The organism is Flavobacterium sp., from assembly GCF_013822155.1.
In the GTDB taxonomy this organism is placed as follows: domain Bacteria; phylum Bacteroidota; class Bacteroidia; order Flavobacteriales; family Flavobacteriaceae; genus Flavobacterium.
Genome location: NZ_PNJW01000001.1, coordinates 141,205 through 159,420 on the forward strand (window position 1 = coordinate 141,205; position 18,216 = coordinate 159,420).

Annotated in this window: 18 protein-coding genes; 11 read left to right on the forward strand and 7 right to left on the reverse strand. The window is 33.5% G+C overall.

What is annotated here, in order from left to right; translation table 11 throughout:
- The first annotated feature begins 3 nt into the window (after positions 1-3).
- Positions 4-786 (forward strand): enoyl-CoA hydratase-related protein, encoded by a 783-nt coding sequence (locus tag C0512_RS00615; RefSeq protein WP_290858085.1) that lies wholly within the window; start codon positions 4-6, stop codon positions 784-786.
- An 8-nt stretch (positions 787-794) separates the two neighbouring features.
- Here C0512_RS00615 and C0512_RS00620 read toward each other — a convergent pair whose 3' ends face one another.
- Genes C0512_RS00620 through C0512_RS00630 form a run of 3 tightly spaced genes read right to left on the reverse strand, consistent with a single transcriptional unit; the run spans position 795 to position 3,176 of the window.
- Positions 795-1,439 carry an HD domain-containing protein gene (locus tag C0512_RS00620; RefSeq protein ID WP_290858086.1) on the reverse strand — a complete coding sequence of 215 codons (645 nt, stop codon included), beginning with the start codon at positions 1,437-1,439 and terminating at the stop codon, positions 795-797.
- Positions 1,440-1,448: 9 nt separating this feature from the next.
- Positions 1,449-2,438 carry an acyl-ACP desaturase gene (locus C0512_RS00625; RefSeq protein ID WP_290858087.1) on the reverse strand — a complete coding sequence of 330 codons (990 nt, stop codon included), beginning with the start codon at positions 2,436-2,438 and terminating at the stop codon, positions 1,449-1,451.
- Between the two features lie 3 nt (positions 2,439-2,441).
- A complete protein-coding gene (locus C0512_RS00630) occupies positions 2,442-3,176 on the reverse strand; it encodes a 1-acyl-sn-glycerol-3-phosphate acyltransferase (protein WP_290858088.1) in 735 nt (244 codons plus the stop codon).
- Between the two features lie 139 nt (positions 3,177-3,315).
- Here C0512_RS00630 and recA point away from each other — a divergent pair, with 139 nt between their 5' ends.
- From recA to C0512_RS00655, 5 genes are all read left to right on the forward strand, one after another.
- The gene (gene recA, locus C0512_RS00635) at positions 3,316-4,317 is read left to right on the forward strand and encodes a recombinase RecA (RefSeq protein ID WP_290858089.1); all 1,002 of its coding nucleotides are present in this window, start codon (positions 3,316-3,318) and stop codon (positions 4,315-4,317) included.
- Between the two features lie 93 nt (positions 4,318-4,410).
- Complete coding sequence (locus C0512_RS00640; RefSeq protein WP_290858090.1) at positions 4,411-4,818, forward strand: hypothetical protein; 408 nt, start codon at positions 4,411-4,413, stop codon at positions 4,816-4,818.
- A gap of 20 nt (positions 4,819-4,838) precedes the next feature.
- The gene (locus C0512_RS00645) at positions 4,839-5,381 is read left to right on the forward strand and encodes a sigma-70 family RNA polymerase sigma factor (RefSeq protein WP_290858091.1); all 543 of its coding nucleotides are present in this window, start codon (positions 4,839-4,841) and stop codon (positions 5,379-5,381) included.
- Positions 5,378-6,763, forward strand: coding sequence for a hypothetical protein (locus C0512_RS00650; protein ID WP_290858092.1), 1,386 nt, complete (start codon positions 5,378-5,380; stop codon positions 6,761-6,763). Before C0512_RS00645 ends, C0512_RS00650 begins: the two co-directional genes overlap by 4 nt.
- A 146-nt stretch (positions 6,764-6,909) precedes the next feature.
- Positions 6,910-7,419, forward strand: coding sequence for a nuclear transport factor 2 family protein (locus C0512_RS00655; protein WP_290858093.1), 510 nt, complete (start codon positions 6,910-6,912; stop codon positions 7,417-7,419).
- Between the two features lie 9 nt (positions 7,420-7,428).
- Here the strand turns inward: C0512_RS00655 and C0512_RS00660 are convergent, their stop codons facing one another.
- Entirely contained in the window at positions 7,429-8,370 is a 942-nt protein-coding gene (locus tag C0512_RS00660; protein ID WP_290858094.1) for an L-threonine 3-dehydrogenase, read from the reverse strand.
- 142 nt (positions 8,371-8,512) lie between these two features.
- On the opposite strand from C0512_RS00660, the gene C0512_RS00665 reads away from it, so the two are divergent.
- A complete protein-coding gene (locus C0512_RS00665) occupies positions 8,513-9,094 on the forward strand; it encodes a hypothetical protein (protein WP_290858095.1) in 582 nt (193 codons plus the stop codon).
- Between the two features lie 50 nt (positions 9,095-9,144).
- Positions 9,145-12,462, forward strand: a complete 3,318-nt coding sequence (mfd, locus tag C0512_RS00670) for a transcription-repair coupling factor (RefSeq protein ID WP_290858108.1) — start codon at positions 9,145-9,147, stop codon at positions 12,460-12,462.
- A gap of 66 nt (positions 12,463-12,528) precedes the next feature.
- Here mfd and C0512_RS00675 read toward each other — a convergent pair whose 3' ends face one another.
- From C0512_RS00675 to C0512_RS00685, 3 genes are all read right to left on the reverse strand, one after another.
- Positions 12,529-13,188 (reverse strand): aspartate kinase, encoded by a 660-nt coding sequence (locus C0512_RS00675; RefSeq protein ID WP_290858096.1) that lies wholly within the window; start codon positions 13,186-13,188, stop codon positions 12,529-12,531.
- Positions 13,189-13,250: 62 nt separating this feature from the next.
- Positions 13,251-13,610: a YraN family protein gene (locus C0512_RS00680; RefSeq protein ID WP_290858097.1), complete on the reverse strand. Its 360-nt coding sequence runs from the start codon at positions 13,608-13,610 to the stop codon at positions 13,251-13,253.
- A gap of 26 nt (positions 13,611-13,636) precedes the next feature.
- Positions 13,637-14,533 carry an LD-carboxypeptidase gene (locus C0512_RS00685; protein ID WP_290858110.1) on the reverse strand — a complete coding sequence of 299 codons (897 nt, stop codon included), beginning with the start codon at positions 14,531-14,533 and terminating at the stop codon, positions 13,637-13,639.
- 234 nt (positions 14,534-14,767) lie between these two features.
- Between C0512_RS00685 and metG the strand changes: the two genes are divergently transcribed.
- From metG to C0512_RS00700, 3 genes are all read left to right on the forward strand, one after another.
- Positions 14,768-16,834 (forward strand): methionine--tRNA ligase, encoded by a 2,067-nt coding sequence (metG, locus tag C0512_RS00690; RefSeq protein ID WP_290858098.1) that lies wholly within the window; start codon positions 14,768-14,770, stop codon positions 16,832-16,834.
- A gap of 10 nt (positions 16,835-16,844) precedes the next feature.
- The gene (locus C0512_RS00695; RefSeq protein WP_290858099.1) at positions 16,845-17,534 is read left to right on the forward strand and encodes an HAD family hydrolase; all 690 of its coding nucleotides are present in this window, start codon (positions 16,845-16,847) and stop codon (positions 17,532-17,534) included.
- 71 nt (positions 17,535-17,605) lie between these two features.
- A partial coding sequence (locus C0512_RS00700; protein WP_290858101.1) for a hypothetical protein occupies positions 17,606-18,216 on the forward strand: 611 nt, incomplete at its 3' end.

The following is an 18,216-nucleotide window of genomic DNA, read 5'->3' on the forward strand; positions in this document are numbered from 1 at the left end:
ATCATGAATTTTGAAAACCTATTAATAGAAAAAGACAATGGAATTACAGTAATTACCATTAACCGGCCAACCAAATTAAATGCTTTAAACAAAGCTACAATAGAAGAACTTCATCAAGCTTTTGATACTGAAAATAAAGACCATTCAACCAAAGTGATTATCATCACTGGAAGTGGAGAAAAAGCCTTTGTGGCGGGAGCCGATATTTCTGAATTTGCACATTTTTCTGTAGAAGAGGGTGGAAAATTAGCCGCAAAAGGACAAGAATTATTGTTTGATTTTGTGGAAAACTTATCTACTCCGGTAATTGCTGCCGTAAATGGATTTGCTTTAGGTGGTGGGTTAGAATTAGCGATGTCTGCTCATTTCCGAATTGCCTCCGACAACGCTAAAATGGGTTTGCCGGAAGTAACTTTAGGTGTAATTCCGGGTTATGGCGGAACGCAACGTTTACCTCAATTAGTTGGAAAAGGAAGAGCAATGGAAATGATTATGACCGCAACGATGATTGATGCTGAAACGGCCAAGAATTATGGTCTGGTAAACCACGTAGTTCCACAAGCGGAATTGCTTGCTTTTGCAAAAAGCATTGCTGCTAAAATTACAAAAAACTCATCAGTGGCAATTTCAAATGCCATTGAAGCAGTAAATGCAAACTTCAAGGACGGAATTAATGGGTATGAAGTTGAAATCAGAAACTTTGGAAAATCATTTGGAACAGAAGATTTTAAAGAAGGAACAACTGCATTTTTAGAAAAAAGAAAAGCGGAGTTTCCGGGAAAATAAGAAGAAAACTACTTCTCTCCTTCCCATTCGGAATAAAACTGGCTCAGGAATAATTCCATAAAACGGTGTCGGTCTTGAGCTAATTTTTTACCGGTTTCTGTATTCATTTTGTCTTTTAAAAGCAATAATTTTTCGTAAAAATGATTCAAAGTTGGAGCATCACTTTTTTTGTATTCTTCTTTGCTCATATTTAATTTCGGAGGAATATTTGGATTATAAATCGACCTATTCTTAAATCCTCCATAGTTAAATGTTCTTGCAATTCCAATGGCTCCCAAAGCATCTAATCGGTCTGCATCTTGAACAATTTCAAGTTCCTTTGATGTAAATTGTTTTTCAAAATTTCCTCCCTTAAAAGAAATATTTTCGACAATTTGAATTACATGCTTAATAATTTCTTCTGAAACTTTTTGACTTTCTAAATAATTACGGGCTTTTTGGGGCCCGATTTCTTCATCGCCATCATGGAATTTTGAATCGGCGATATCGTGTAACAATGCTCCTAATTTTACAACCGTCAAATCGCATGTTTCGGTTTCAGCAATTGAAAGTGCATTTTTATAAACGCGTTCAATATGAAACCAATCATGGCCTCCTTCAGCATTTTGAAGTTTATCTTTTACAAATAAAATCGTATTGTCAATTATTGACATAAAGTTGGTTTATTTTACTAAAGCTGGTTGTACCCACTTAAAAATGTGACTTTCTTGCGGTACGACTAATCGTTCTGAAACTCTAGCCATTCGAGCAGGTAATTTCATTAAAAAATCTCTGGCTTTTTCCGCTTCATCAGTAAGTCCGTTGATTTTGTCGATTTCCCATTTTTCAATAAGTTTTTGCATAATATCTACGTAATCATTTGCGGTATATACACCAATTCGCTGAGCTGAGTCTGAAAAATGTTCAAATACAGAACTTATTTTCTGCCCGGATTCACGTAAAAAATGGGCAGGCATCACAATTTTTTGTTTCATCATATATTGAAATGCCAACATCATTTCACTTGGATCTACTTTAAAAATTTGATTGATGAATTCACTATAGGCCATATGGTGTCTCATTTCATCTCCGGCAATCAATTTGCACATTTTTGATAACTTGTTATCTCCATACTTTTTAGCCATTTGTGCAACTCGGTTATGCGAAATATATGTTGCCAATTCCTGAAAACTAGTATACACAAAATTCTTATATGGATCTCTACCGGTACCAATATCAAAACCGTCATTAATTAAATGCTGGGTGGTCATTTCAATTTCACGCATATTCACTCTTCCGGATAAATACAAGTATTTATTCAAAACATCTCCGTGTCGATTTTCTTCTCCCGTCCAATTTTTAACCCAGCGAGACCAACCGTTTCTTCCTTCATTATCAACCCCTTCAACTTCTATTAACCAAGATTCATAGGTTGGCAATGCTTCTTCTGTAATAGTATCACCAACTAAAACAACCCAAAAATCATAGGGTAAATCTTTAGCAATTTCCCGTAATTCTTTAACCTCTTCGAAAAAAGTTTCTTTTTCAGAATCGGGTAATAAATCGGTAGGTTGCCATATTTTTTCAACAGGAATAAGGTAATCATTCACAAAATTGTCAATGTTCTTTTCCAAAAGTTGCATTACTTCTAATCGAATGTTTTTTATAGACATATTTTAATTTTTAATTCCGTTTACAACGGCATTTTCTGTTCGTAGCATTATTTCTTCAAATGGAATTCCTTTTATCGGGAAAGGATCATGAATAGTGTGTGTGATTTTGTTTCCTAATCCCAATGGAAATTGACCAAATCGAACCATTTTCCATGAATTATTAATTGAAATTGGCACAATATAAGCCGAGGGTGCATATTTGCATAATATCTTTAATCCGCTTTCTGAAAACTTTTTGGGCACACCTGTTTTACTTCTTGTCCCTTCGGGAAAAATGACTGTTGAACGATTGTGCTTCTCAATGTATTCTCCCATTTTCTTCATCAGTGGAAGAGCCTGCTTCGGATCTTTTCTGTCAATTAAAACAGACCCTCCGTATTTCAAATTAAATGAAACACTGGGAATCCCTTTTCCTAATTCTTTTTTACTGACAAATTTAGGGTGCCATTTTCGCATAAACCAAATAATTGGCAAAATATCATACAAACTTTGGTGGTTAGCAACAATAATCAAAGGCACTCCATTTGGAAGTTTTTCACGATTTTGAAAATCATAAGTAGTCCCTAACAAATGAGTATTTCGAACTAAAAAAAAATTTAAAACAGAAACACTTCGCTTATGAGCTTCATAACCAAAAAAATAATAACATATCCTTTGAATTGGGTCAAAAACAGACAATATCAACACAAATGTGATGTAATAAAGTAATGAAATTGGATAGGAAATAAGTTTATGCATAACAATATGTAATGATGACAAAAGTACGGAATCGAATTTACATAGGTGATTCCCTTTTGTGGAAAAATAATTTATTTATACATCAAAAAAAAAAGTATTTTTACAAAAACAATTGTATATAAATTTAAAGCCAAATATTATGAGTTCAGAGAAAGAAGCCAAATTAAAAGCCCTGCAATTAACGTTAGACAAATTAGACAAAACTTACGGCAAAGGAACCGTAATGAAAATGGGAGACAAAGCTGTTGAAGAAGTAGAAACTATTTCTTCCGGTTCGTTAGGTCTCGATTTAGCCTTAGGCGTGAATGGTTATCCGAAAGGAAGAATTATTGAAATATATGGCCCGGAATCTTCCGGTAAGACAACGTTGACACTTCACGCGATTGCTGAAGCTCAAAAAGCGGGAGGAATTGCTGCATTTATTGATGCAGAACACGCATTTGACAGAAATTATGCTCAAAAATTAGGTGTTGACATCGAAAATTTAATCATATCTCAACCGGATAACGGAGAACAAGCTTTAGAAATAGCAGAAAACCTAATTCGTTCAGGGGCTATTGATATTGTAGTGATAGACTCGGTTGCAGCTTTAACTCCAAAAAGTGAAATTGAAGGTGAAATGGGTGACTCTAAGATGGGGTTACATGCTCGTTTAATGTCACAAGCCTTGAGAAAATTAACAGCAACCATTAGCAAAACACATTGTACTGTATTTTTTATCAACCAATTACGTGAAAAAATTGGCGTGATGTTCGGAAATCCCGAAACTACAACCGGTGGTAATGCATTAAAATTTTATGCTTCCATTCGTTTAGACATTAGAAGATCTTCTCAAATCAAAGATGGTGAAAATGTAGTTGGTAACAGAACAAAAGTGAAAGTGGTTAAAAACAAAGTAGCTCCACCTTTCAGAACTGCTGAATTTGACATAATGTATGGAGAAGGAATTTCTAAAACAGGAGAAATTTTAGATTTAGCTGTTGAATTTGAAATCATCAAAAAATCAGGTTCTTGGTTTAGCTATGGTGAAACAAAATTAGGACAAGGGCGTGATGGAGTTAAAGCCCTAATTAAAGACAACCCTGAATTAGCGGACGAACTTGAAATTAAAATTAAAGACCGAATAAAAGAAACTGAATAAAAATTAAAACCCGAATAATTCGGGTTTTTTTATTTTCAACGCAACCTTTTGAACAATTTTGCATCTGTAAATTATAGAATTTAGAAAGAATAAATGAAAAAGTTTTTTTGGCTAATTGCTATTGCCGTTTTATTGAATTCCTGTAGTGTTGAAGAAGAACCAAAATTTCATTATGAAATTTTAGCTGTGGATAGTTACATAGTACCTGAAACATTCATTTTTAATGAAACACATGCAATAAAAGTGTTTTATAAAAAACCAACAACGTGTCATGCTTTTCAAGGGTTTTATTTTGACTCCTCAGGAAATGAAAGAACTGTTGCTGTTCAAAGTATAATTTCACATACTGAAAACTGTTTGCCATTAGAAGATAATTTACACGAAGCTACTTTTTATTTTACTGTAAAAAGTTATCAAACATATTTGTTTAAATTTTATAAAGGCAATGATGAAGACGGACATGCAACTTATGATATTATTGAAATTCCTGTAACAAATTAATTTTTAAGAAAAAATATCTTTTGGGTTTAGAACTACTCATACAAGAATGTAAAAAGAAAAATACTAAAGCACAAGAACAATTATATAGATTATTTTCGTCTAAATTGTTTAACGTATGTCTCAAGTATTCGAGGAATTATGCAGAGGCTCAAGATAATTTACAGGACGGTTTTTTATTGATTTTTGAAAAAATAAATCAGTTTGAACACAAAGGTTCTTTTGAAGGATGGCTAAAAAGAGTAATGATAAATTTTATACTTCAAAAATATAGGTCTCATACTGTTTTTGAAATTGTTACAGAGAATTTTCCGGAAACAATTGAAGTTGAAATTGAAGAAGAAAATATAAACATGGGTTATTTGTTGAAAATAATTCAAGAATTGCCTGATAGGTACCGAATGGTGTTTAACCTATATGTTTTAGATGGTTATTCACATAATGAAATAGCAGAAATGATGGGAATATCTTCCGGCACTTCCAAGTCTAATTTAGCAAGAGCTAAAATGATATTGAAAGACAAAATAGAAAATCAGGCGTCCAACAATATGTATGAAGCCAAATGAAAGATAAAAAAAATTTAGAACGATTATTTCAAGAAAATTTCAAGGATTTTGAGGAAAATCCGCCAGAAATTGTTTGGAAGAACATTGAGGAAAAACTCAATGAAAAAGAGAAAAAAAGAAGAGTAATTCCGATTTGGTGGAAATTATCCGGTGTAGCCGCATTGTTAGTTTTTGGAACTTTAGGTATTCAGTATGTAATGAATTCCTCCGGTAAAGAAATTAAAAATGAAATTGTATTGGACGAAATGGATTTAAAAAAGTCTGAAACTAATCCCATTTCACCCATTGAAAATCAGAAAAAACAAGGTGACAAAATTGACCAAATTGAAAAAACAAAAATGGGTGTAGCAATTGTTAATGATAATGTTGAAAATCAAAAAACAGTTCAAAATAAATCTCAGAATTCTGCTATTCAGAAAAAAAGTAAATTACCTCTTTCAAATTCAGTGAATTTAATTGAAGAAAAGGATAAACTAGCTCACAATGCTAAATCAAATGAAATTGAAAAAGCAGACGTTAATTCAATATCAAGTACTATAGAAAAACAATTTGTTCTTACAGAATATCCGTCTGAACAAATTAAAAATAATTTAGATTCAACTGCCATTTCTGCTGTAGCAGAAAACAAAGTTGACCCTAATGCGTTGGAAGAATTGCTAAAAGAAAAAGAACAAAAACCAAAGATTGAACCTAAATTAAACAGGTGGCAAGTTTCAACTGCTATTGCACCTGTGTATTTAGGTTCATCTTCCAACGGTTCACCAATTGATTCAGAATTTGCAAATAATCCAAAAGAATATAATAATACCGTGAGTTATGGATTAGGTATAAATTATGATTTAAATTCAAAATTTTCGTTACGTACAGGTGTCAGCAATCTTTCATTAAGTTATAACACCACAGATGTATCTTTTTACCCTGATATTAATACAAAAAATTTAAGCACACTAAATTACAGTTCCCAAGGAGCAACCATAAATGTGCAAGATATTACCGCTACAGATGGGATTCAAACCGTTCAAAATGGTGCGATTACACAACAAATGAACTATTTGGAGATTCCTTTTGAACTTTCTTATAAAGTTTTAGATAAAAAATTTGGGATTCAATTTATCTCTGGTTTTAGCACTCTTTTTCTTAACAACAATGAACTCATGGTTGTTTCAGAAAATTTTTCTGCCGAACTTGGAAAAGCAAATAATCTAAATACCGTTCATTTTAGTACAAATGTAGGCGTTGGTTTTAAATACCGCTTTTGGAGATCATTTCAAGCAAATTTTGAACCAACCTTTAAATACCAAATCAACACCTTTAGTAGCAATGATGGTGGGTTCAGACCCTACTTTATTGGATTGTATTCAGGAGTGAGTTACCGATTTTAATTAATAAGCTTAAGTTGGTTTTGCTTATTTGTTTTAGACTTTAGTTAAGTTCGTTATTACTTTTATTGCCATCAGTAATAACTCAGAAAAGAGCACTTTCGGTTTTAGTGCTCTTTTTTTGTATCTTTATTTCAAATTGAAAACCAATGAAAAAAATTATATTCCTTCTTTTTATTTCAATAAGTCTATTTTCTTGTTCAAAATCAAATCCAATTGAAAACAAAAAAGATATTGATAAAATGCTCAATCTTTGGCATCAGGCAGCAGCAGAGGCAAATTTTGAAAATTATTTTAACCTGATGACAGAAGATGCTGTTTTTATTGGAACAGACGCAACCGAAAACTGGAATCGAAAAGACTTTGAAAATTTCTCAAAACCTTATTTTGATAAAGGAAAAGCATGGACTTTTCATCCTATCCAAAGAAATATTTATCTTGATAATAACTCTAAATTTGGTTGGTTTGACGAACTATTAGACTCTTCCTTTAAAATTTGCAGAGGCTCAGGAATTGTAGAAAATGTTAATGGAGAATGGAAAGTTAAACATTATGTATTGTCCATGACTATCCCAAATGACAAATCTAATCAAGTCGTTGCTATAAAAGATTCTCTCGAAAGTATTCTAATAATGGAATTAAAACAAACTAAAAAATAATTCTTAAATTTATTTTTTCAGGTTTTCCAACATCTCAACAGTCATTGAATCCATGTTGAATTCATGCTTCCAATTCCAATCTTCTCTAGCAGATGAATCATCAATTGATCCAGGCCAACTATCTGCAATCTTTTGACGAAAGTCCGGTTTGTATGAAATTGTGAAATTCGGAATGTGTTTTTGAATTTCAGCCGCAATTTCTTTGGGAGTAAAACTCACTCCGGACAAATTATAAGAAGAACGAATTTTAATTTTTTCAGCCGGAGCTTGCATTATTTCTATTGTTGCCCGTATTGCATCATCCATGTACATCATTGGTAAACGCGTTTCTTCCGACAAAAAACATTCGAACTTTCCATCACTTAAAGCTTTATGATAAATGTCTACCGCATAATCAGTAGTTCCTCCACCGGGTGGCGTTGACCAGCTGATCAATCCGGGATAACGTACACTCCGCACATCGACACCAAATATATTATGGTAATATTCACACCATCGTTCACCGGATTGTTTTGAAATCCCATAAACAGTTGTTGGCTCCATAATGGTAAATTGAGGCGTGTTTTCTCTTGGTGTAGTTGGTCCAAAAACAGCAATGCTTGAAGGCCAAAACACTTTTTTTATTTTTTTTGCTTTCGCTAAATTTAATACGTGAAAAAGTGAATTCATATTTAAATCCCATGCAAATGCAGGATTTTTTTCGGCTGTAGCAGATAGTAAAGCAGCCATTAAATATACTTCCTCTACATGATATTTTTCAATAATGTGTTCAATTTGATTAAAATCTAAGGCATTCAATACTTCAAAAATTCCATCATTAACTACTTCATTATTTAACTTTCGAATATCGGTAGCAATTACATTTTCATTGCCGTATAAGTTTCTTAATTGATGTGTTAACTCGGTGCCTATTTGTCCACAGGCTCCTATAATTAGAATTTTTGTGCTCATTAGTTGTAGATTTAAAGTACAAATATAACGTTTTCGTTATTGAGAAATTAGTTAAGAAATCACTTTTATTTTTTGGAAAGCTTTAACGCGAATAACCAAGATTCAATTTACCTTTGTATTTTTGAAATCTAATTTGCTGCTAATGAAAATTCGAGTGTTTTTCCCTTTTTTGATTGTTTTTATATTTTTTTCCTGTCAGCAGGATAATGAGAAACGATTGATTCAACAACAAAAAGAACTTGCTAAAAACGAAGTTGTTTTTAAAAAAATTAGCAGTGCATGGAATTTCAGAACAATGAATCTTCAGCCTTCTTCCCAAGAATTAGTAAAAGATTGGGCTCAGTGGCGATTATTTTTAACTGAATTACAACAAAAACCCACAAGTTCTATCGGAGCATTTCAAAAAAAATCTAAAGCCCTTTCAAAAAAAACAGAAGAGGTTTTACAATCAATACCCCAACAATTATTCAGTCCTGAATTTAAAAGTCGATTTACTGTAATGTTAACAAAATTTCATTCGTTAGAAATGTATCTCAATTTAGATGCCATTCCTGACCAAAAGGTTATCAGTCTTATTACGGATATCAATCTACAATTAGCGGCTATTGAATTACAAATGAATGAATTAGTTCGAAAAAATCAAATCCCAACAGAGCAAGGTGAAGCCGATATGATTCGAATGCTTGACACATCACGTGCGGTTAAAAATGTTCCGAAAATTTAAATTAATTGGATTTAAAAAATATCTATTCTGTTTATAATTCTTCCGTAAAACTGATTCAGTTAGCGGAAAGTATTACTATTCCCGAGAAAAAAATTCAAATCAAAGGATTAATTGGTTCGTCGTTGTCGTTTGTCATTCAATCGTTATTTCAAAAAACAGAATTGCCATTTTTGTTGCTTTTTAATGATAAAGAAGAAGCCGCTTACTATTTGAATGATTTAGAAAACCTCATCAACGATCAAGATGTGTTGTTTTATCCGAGTTCATATCGAAGACCCTATCAAATTGAAGAAACCGATAATGCCAATGTGTTGCTTCGGGCGGAAGTGTTGAACCGCATCAATTCACGCAAAAAACCATCCATTATAGTGACTTATCCGGAAGCTCTTTTTGAAAAAGTGGTTACCCGAAAAGAATTAGATAAAAACACGTTGAAAGTGGCCGTTGCTGAACAGATTTCGATTGATTTTATCAACGAAGTTTTATTTGAATACAATTTCAAGCGTGTAGATTTTGTTTCGGAACCAGGCGAATTTTCGGTTCGTGGCGGAATTATCGATGTATTTTCATTTTCAAATGATAATCCGTATCGAATTGAGTTTTTTGGAAATGAAGTCGATAGTATCCGAACATTTGATGTGGAAACGCAACTTTCACTCGAAAAACAAAAGAAAATTTCCATCATTCCCAACGTAGAAAATAAATTTTTACAGGAAAATCGAGAAAGTTTCCTCAATTATATTAATCCAAAAACCGTTCTTTTTATTCAGGAAACGGAAATGGTTTTAACTCAATTTGATAAATTATTCGAAAAAGCAACGGAAGCTTTCGGAAAACTTTCAGGTGAAATCAAACATGCTTCGCCGGATGAACTTTTTATCAATCAATCGTCATTTGTAAAAAAAGCACTTGATTTTTCAATTGTTGAAATCGGATTGAAATCGATTTTTAAATCTGAAAAAACGATTGAATTTCATACCAAACCGCAACCTTCGTTCAACAAACAATTTGATTTATTGTTGAATGATTTGAACGAAAATCACTTTAACGGAATCAAAAATTACCTGTTTTGTTCCAATGAAAATCAAGCCAATCGCTTTCATGATATTTTTGAAAGTATTGATGAAGAAAATCATGAAAACATCCGAAAGCAATACAAAACAGTTGTTTTTTCACTTTTTCAGGGATTTATTGATGAGGAAAATCAGCTGGCTTGCTACACCGACCATCAAATTTTTGAACGCTATCATAAATTCAACATCAAAAACGGTTATTCTAAAAAGCAAACCATAACGCTTAAGGAATTAACGCAACTTTCGGTAGGTGATTATGTCACACACATTGACCACGGAATTGGAAAATTTGGCGGTTTGCAAAAAATTCAAGTAGAAGGCAAAATGCAGGAAGCCATCAAATTGGTATATGCCGATAATGATATTGTGTATGTGAGCATTCATTCGCTACACAAAATTTCAAAATACAACGGAAAAGACGGAACTCCACCAAAAATTTACAAATTAGGGTCAAATGCGTGGAAAGTTTTAAAACAAAAAACCAAAGCTCGTGTCAAACACATTGCGTTCAATTTGATTCAATTGTATGCCAAAAGACGTTTGGAAAAAGGTTTTGCCTGTGCTCCCGACAGTTATTTGCAAAAAGAATTGGAAAGCTCATTCATTTATGAAGATACGCCCGACCAAATTACGGCTACACAAGATGTAAAAAACGACATGGAACGCGATCGTCCGATGGATCGATTGGTATGTGGCGATGTTGGTTTTGGAAAAACAGAAGTTGCTATTCGTGCCGCTTTTAAAGCGGTTGACAATGGAAAACAAGTCGCCATTTTGGTTCCAACTACGATTTTAGCTTACCAACATTATAGAACATTTACCGAACGATTAAAAGATATGCCGGTGACGGTAAATTATTTAAACCGATTTAGAACTGCCAAACAAAAAAGTGAAACACTAAAAGGTTTGTCGGAAGGAAAAGTAGATATCATCATAGGAACGCATCAATTGGTGAGTAAAGATGTCAAGTTCAAAGAATTAGGATTATTGATTATTGACGAAGAACAGAAATTTGGTGTAAATGTAAAAGATAAACTCAAAACGATTTCTGCTACGGTGGATACGTTGACCTTGACTGCTACTCCGATTCCGAGAACGTTGCAGTTTTCGTTGATGGCCGCAAGGGATTTATCGGTTATTACAACGCCACCACCGAATCGTTATCCTATCGAAAGTCATGTGGTTGGTTTTAGTGAAGAATTGATTCGAGATGCTATTTCGTATGAAATTCAACGAAATGGTCAAGTGTTTTTCATTAATAACCGCATTGAAAATATCAAAGAAGTGGCAGGAATGATTCAACGATTAGTTCCCGATGCTCGTGTTGGCATTGGTCACGGTCAATTGGATGGCAAAAAATTAGAAGAATTGATGCTGGCTTTTATGAATGGTGAATTTGATGTCTTAGTTGCAACGACCATTATCGAAAGCGGTTTAGATGTGCCAAATGCCAACACGATTTTTATCAATAATGCCAATAATTTTGGTTTGTCCGATTTACATCAAATGCGTGGTCGCGTAGGTCGAAGCAATAAAAAAGCGTTTTGTTATTTTATCACGCCTCCACAATCGGTGATGACAGAAGATGCCAGGAAACGAATTAATGCGTTAACACAATTTAGTGAGCTGGGAAGCGGTTTTAACATAGCCATGAAAGATTTAGAAATTCGCGGTGCCGGAGATTTATTGGGCGGAGAACAAAGCGGTTTTATCAACGAAATCGGTTTTGACACCTATCAAAAAATCATGAACGAAGCCATTGAAGAATTAAAAGAAAACGAATTCAAAGAATTGTATCACGAAGAAAATGATATGGAAACTAAAGAATTTGTAAAAGATCTTCAAATTGATACTGATTTCGAATTACTGTTTCCAGATGATTATATCAACAGCGTAAACGAGCGATTAAATTTATACAACGAACTAGGAAACGTAAAAGACGAAGAAGGATTATTGGCTTATGAACAAAAGCTAATTGACCGTTTTGGCCCCTTACCGAAAGAAGCTCAAGCCTTGCTCAACAGCATCCGTATTAAATGGATTGCCACCCGATTAGGTATCGAAAAACTCATCATGAAGCAAGGTAAAATGATTGGTTATTTTGTGGGCGATCAACAAAGTGATTATTATCAATCTTCTCATTTTAGAAAGGTATTGCAATTCGTTCAACTGCACGGAAACTTGTGTAAAATGAAAGAAAAAGAAACCAAAAGCGGATTGCGTTTGTTGTTAACGTTTGAAAATGTAAAATCGATTAAGAAAGCTTTGGAATTGATGGAGTTGATGGGAAGATAACTTTAAAAAAAATTAAACTTATATGACTTATATGTTTAATTTTTTACCATATAAGTCATATAAGTTTTATAAGCTTTTTAAGTCCTTAATTACTTTAAAAGCCACATCTACTTCTTCTTCACTCACTAAAATGGTAAACTCGTTTGAGGTAGAAATTACTTCGTTAATAATAATTCCTTCCCAAGCTAAACGTTGGAAAATGAAATAATATATTCCGGGAATACTGATATTTTCCTTAGGTAGTTTTACAGTAATAGAAGCTAAATTATCTAATTTTTGGATTAATTTTTCACCTGTAAAATGTTTGTCTACTAAGTGACCTACGCTTTCACTAACAACAATATTGGTTTCGTTTACGCCTCTTGAAGACGTGTAGAAAATTCCTGTTTCTTTATTGATTTCATAAATCAAAGCGGCTTGTTTGTCTAAAATTGTTTCTGAAACAGCGAATGTAAAATCGATTAATGAAGATCGAACGGTGATTTCTCCGATGTTTTTTAATACTTTCAGAATTTTGTGATTTACCCGAAAATCCAATTCTTCCGAAAGACGTTTTAAGGCCATTACTACAGCTCCTTGTTTTACATCTTTGCCTAATTCCTGCTCTAATTCAGGCATCATATTACGGGATAGTGATGTTAAATTAATAATACCTTGTGATAAGGCACTCAATAAAAAAGGTTTGGTTTTGATGTAATGTTCTACGACCGAAGAAATTGTTTTCATTTGAAAATGTTTTAAAAACGCCACAAATGTATAAATAAAAACAATTTGTTACAAATATAACATTAGAAATAATAAAATGCGTCTTCTAAATGTTCAATTGTCATTTCATGATTATTAAGAACAATACCTATAATATCAAAACGCACTTCCAAATCGAGGTCATTTTCAATCATGTATTGATCGACAGCTTTCACTAAGTTTTGAATTTTTCTTCCCTTTACAAAATCCTGAGGCAAACCAAAATCAGCTGAAGTTCTGGTTTTTACTTCAACGATAGCTAAAACAGTATCTTTTTGAGCAATAATATCAATCTCGGCTTTTTGAAAAACCCAGTTCGTTTCGAGAATTTCATAGCCGTTTTTTTGAAGAAAATCAGCTGCTATTGTTTCCCCTTTTCTACCAAGCTCATTGTGTTGTGCCATAATAAAAATTCATCATTTGTTACTCATTATTCAAAATTCAAAATCGTTCCTTTCTCTGTTACCTCCAACGTCACTTGTCGTCCAAAAATTAATGCTCGATTATCCGGAATGTGTCCTGCCGGAAAATTATAAACTACCGGAATAGAATAGGTTTTTGTAATGTCTTCAATAATTTCCAAAGCATTTTTTCCCCAAGGAATATCGTTGTCCTTCATTTTGGTCATGCTTCCCACCACAATTCCTTTCAAACTTTCTAGGCAACCGTTGCGTTTTAAGTTCATCATCATGCGGTCAATATGGTATAAATATTCGTCTAAATCTTCAAGAAACAAAATCTTATCCGTACAATCAATCGCCGATTCAGAACCAAACAAACTGTATAAAATAGAAAGATTTCCACCCACTAACTCGCCTTTGGCCTTACCCAATTTATTCATAGAATCAAAAGGAATGGTATATGAAAGGTTTTCGCCAAACAAGGCTTTTCGCAAGCTTTCTTTCGCTTCCGGAGTCGCTCTGGGAATATTCACAGGCATCATTCCATGAATGGATTGAAAACCCATCGTATTCAGATGACTGTGTAAAACTGTTACATCACTAAATCCTACAATCCATTTTGGATGTATTTTAAATTGAGCAAAATCTAATAAATCTACCATTCGAACGGTTCCATAACCGCCACGAACGCACCAAATGGCTTTTACATTCTGATTATCCAATTGCTGTTGAAAATCTTTTGCACGGTCTTCATCCGTTCCCGCCAATTGATTTTGGTCTAATCCAATCGAACTGCCAACAATTACTTTTAACCCCCAATTTTCTAAAAATTCTTTCGTTGTTTTTAAATCATCGTCAATGTGCTTTCGGGCTGTTGCAACAATTGCAACCGTGTCACCCTTTTTTAAATAAGTAGGAGTTATCATTTTTTTATCCATTTGAGCGTTAGCATTGAAAAAAATTGTCAAAGCAAACCAAAAAAGCATCGAATTTTTCATAGTTTATCGGTTTCCATCTAACAAATAAACAAATAAAGCCTCAAACAATAAAACGATTCTCTAAATATTAATTAGAATCGATGGGTTTGCTTATTTTTGCAAAACAATAGTATTAATTCATGCCTTTTCGCGATTTTGTGTTTAGGCGAGAAACAAAATTTTATGATAGAGAATCCCAAAAGATATACCATTACAGCGGCATTGCCTTACACCAACGGACCCATTCATATTGGTCATTTGGCCGGTGTTTATGTTCCTTCTGATATTTATGCACGCTATTTACGTTTGCAAAGAAAAGATGTGGCATTTATTTGTGGAAGCGACGAACACGGTGTGGCTATTTCAATGAAAGCCAAAAAAGAAGGCATCACGCCGCAACAGGTAATTGACAAATACGACGGAATCATTCGGAAATCATTTATCGATTTTGGTATTTCGTTTGACAACTATTCACGGACATCCTCTAAAATCCATCATGATACAGCTTCTGAATTTTTCAGAACACTTTATGACAAAGGTGATTTTATTGAAGAAGTAACCGAGCAATTATATGATGAAGAAGCCGATCAGTTTTTAGCCGATCGTTTTGTCATGGGAACGTGTCCGAAATGTGGCAACGAAGAGGCCTATGGCGATCAATGTGAAAAATGTGGTTCTACTTTAAATGCAACAGACTTAATCAATCCGAAATCGACAATCACTGGAACAACTCCTATAAAAAAAGAAACGAAACATTGGTTTTTACCATTGGATCGTTATTCCGATTTTTTAAACGAATGGATTTTAGTTGGACATAAAAATGATTGGAAACCCAATGTTTACGGTCAAGTAAAATCATGGATTGATGGTGGTTTAGAGCCTCGTGCCGTTACCCGAGATTTAGATTGGGGAATTGACGTACCGGTGGAAGGTGCCGAAGGCAAAAAATTATATGTTTGGTTTGATGCTCCGATTGGATACATTTCGTCCACCAAAGAATGGGCGGCACGCGAAGGAAAAGATTGGAAACCCTATTGGAAAGACGCGGATACCAAATTGGTACATTTTATTGGAAAAGACAATATTGTATTCCATTGCATCATATTCCCGGCGATGCTAAAAGCAGAAGGAAGTTATATTTTACCCGACAATGTTCCGGCCAATGAATTTTTAAATTTGGAAGGAAATAAATTATCGACCTCTAAAAATTGGGCAGTTTGGTTGCATGAATATTTGATTGATTTTCCAGAGAAACAAGATGTGCTGCGTTATGCTTTAACTGCTAATGCACCGGAAACCAAAGACAATGATTTTACTTGGAAAGACTTTCAAGCCAGAAATAATAATGAACTAGCTGCGATTTATGGAAATTTCATCAATCGTGTGGTGGTTTTAACCCACAAATATTATAACGGAATTGTACCTCAACCCAATGCTTTTACTGTAATTGATGAACAGGTTTTGGCAGAATTAAAAGCTTATCCAGCGGTTATTTCCAGTTCGATTGAACGCTACCGTTTTCGGGAAGCTTTAGGCGAATTGATGAATGTAGCTCGTTTAGGAAACAAATATTTAGCCGATGAAGAACCTTGGAAAATGGTGAAAACTGATCCGGAACGGGTAAAAACACAAATGTATGTAGCCTTGCAAATTGCCACTGCGTTAGGGGTTTTATCTGAGCCTTTTTTGCCGTTTACATCTAAAAAATTGGTTGTTGATATGTTACAATGCAACACATTAACGATTGGATGGGAATTGATTTCCAAATCTACGGAATTAATAAAACCCGGTCATCAAATTGGTCAGGCTGAAATTTTATTTGCCCAAATTGACGATGCTGAAATTCAGAAACAAATAGACAAACTGGAAGCTACAAAAACGGCTAATAAATTGGAAAATAAAATCGTAGAACCACAAAAAACAACTTCAACATTTGAAGATTTTTCAAAATTAGATTTACGTGTCGGAACCATTTTAGAAGCTGAAAAAATGCCGAAAGCAAATAAATTATTGGTATTGAAAGTAGACACAGGAATTGATGTTCGCACCATCGTTTCGGGAATTGCAGAGCATTTTTCGCCGGAAGAAGTTGTGGGCAAACGAGTAACCGTATTAGTGAATTTAGCCCCAAGAGCCTTGCGTGGTGTTGAAAGCCAAGGCATGATTTTGATGACTAATAATGCGGAAGGTAAATTAGTTTTTGTAAATCCGGATAGTGATGGAGTAGATAATGGGGCTTTGATTTCTTAAAAATTTGTTTATGAACCTAAAAGTAATCGCTTTCGACGCTGACGACACTTTATTTGTCAACGAACCTTATTTTCAGGAAACTGAGCATAAATTCTGTCGTTTGATGGAAGATTATTTATCACATCAAAGTTTGTCACAAGAATTATTCCGGATAGAAATTCAGAATTTGCCGGTTTATGGTTATGGAATTAAGGCTTATATTTTATCGATGATAGAGGCTGCAATGAAAATTTCGAATAACACAATATCTGTTGAAATTGTAGAGAAAATTATCGAATACGGAAAAGAACTATTAGAAAAACCTATTGAATTGTTAGATGGTGTAGAAGAAACTTTATCGGCTTTACACGGAAAATATAAATTAGTAGTGGCAACCAAAGGTGATTTAAAAGACCAACATCGCAAGTTGCATGATTCCGGATTAGGCAAATATTTTCACCATATCGAAGTAATGTCAGACAAACAAACCATTGATTATCAAAAACTCATTGGTCGTCTTGAAATTAAACCCAATGAATTTTATATGATTGGAAATTCTTTAAAATCGGATGTATTACCGGTTTTAGACATGGGTGGTTATGCTGTTCATGTGCCTTTTCACACTACTTGGGAACATGAAAAAATCAGTCATAAAGTAGAACACCCAAATTTTAAAACGATTGAAAAAATCACAGAAGTGTTACCGTTTTTAATTCGATAGAAAATAGTTGATTTATTTTTGAATTCTCTTCAAAGAACAAATTATCTTTGGTATAACAAAAATAAAAAGACATGAAAAAGACATTTCTTCTGTTGATGCTTTTTTACGTGTATTCTATACTTGGCCAAACCAAATTGGTTTCTATAGGCTTAGAATTAAAAAAATCTTCTGATTATCATCAAGTTTTACCGACTGTTAACTCATTAACAAAGGAAGTTTATGTGCTAGCCGGGGATAAAGAAAAAAGTACTCTCGTAAAATTTAATAGTGCCTTGTTTTTTGCTGACAGTTTGCAAACGAAGAAAGTTAAAAATTATCCTTCAGCAATTACAAATAGTTTTTCAGAGGATGGAAACCCAGTTTATTATTGGGCTTCAGAAGATTTTAAACAATTTATGGCTGTAACTTATAATTTTAAACAAAGAACAACTAATTCCGTTTTTTTTGATATTCCATTTACAAATGAAACTATACTAACCTCTTTTTCTAAAAACAATCATTTTTACATTCTAAGCATACTCGATTTGAGTAAAAAAGTAAAATTGTATGTTTTTGAAGGCAACACATTTACAGAAAAAATACTTGATTTTGAAATTTATAATCCAAAAGAATTAATTGAAACGCCCTTTTCTCTTTCAAGTTTTTTAAAAACAAATCCTTTAGAAATTATTGATAATGAAGT

Coding starts and splice junctions, on each gene's coding strand:
- C0512_RS00615 (WP_290858085.1), top strand. CDS start 4: ATGAATTTTGAAAACCTATTAATAGAAAAAGACAATGGAATTACAGTA.
- C0512_RS00620 (WP_290858086.1), bottom strand. CDS start 1,439: ATGTCAATAATTGACAATACGATTTTATTTGTAAAAGATAAACTTCAA.
- C0512_RS00625 (WP_290858087.1), bottom strand. CDS start 2,438: ATGTCTATAAAAAACATTCGATTAGAAGTAATGCAACTTTTGGAAAAG.
- C0512_RS00630 (WP_290858088.1), bottom strand. CDS start 3,176: ATGCATAAACTTATTTCCTATCCAATTTCATTACTTTATTACATCACA.
- recA (WP_290858089.1), top strand. CDS start 3,316: ATGAGTTCAGAGAAAGAAGCCAAATTAAAAGCCCTGCAATTAACGTTA.
- C0512_RS00640 (WP_290858090.1), top strand. CDS start 4,411: ATGAAAAAGTTTTTTTGGCTAATTGCTATTGCCGTTTTATTGAATTCC.
- C0512_RS00650 (WP_290858092.1), top strand. CDS start 5,378: ATGAAAGATAAAAAAAATTTAGAACGATTATTTCAAGAAAATTTCAAG.
- C0512_RS00655 (WP_290858093.1), top strand. CDS start 6,910: ATGAAAAAAATTATATTCCTTCTTTTTATTTCAATAAGTCTATTTTCT.
- C0512_RS00660 (WP_290858094.1), bottom strand. CDS start 8,370: ATGAGCACAAAAATTCTAATTATAGGAGCCTGTGGACAAATAGGCACC.
- C0512_RS00665 (WP_290858095.1), top strand. CDS start 8,513: ATGAAAATTCGAGTGTTTTTCCCTTTTTTGATTGTTTTTATATTTTTT.
- C0512_RS00675 (WP_290858096.1), bottom strand. CDS start 13,188: ATGAAAACAATTTCTTCGGTCGTAGAACATTACATCAAAACCAAACCT.
- C0512_RS00680 (WP_290858097.1), bottom strand. CDS start 13,610: ATGGCACAACACAATGAGCTTGGTAGAAAAGGGGAAACAATAGCAGCT.
- C0512_RS00685 (WP_290858110.1), bottom strand. CDS start 14,533: ATGATAACTCCTACTTATTTAAAAAAGGGTGACACGGTTGCAATTGTT.
- metG (WP_290858098.1), top strand. CDS start 14,768: ATGATAGAGAATCCCAAAAGATATACCATTACAGCGGCATTGCCTTAC.
- C0512_RS00695 (WP_290858099.1), top strand. CDS start 16,845: ATGAACCTAAAAGTAATCGCTTTCGACGCTGACGACACTTTATTTGTC.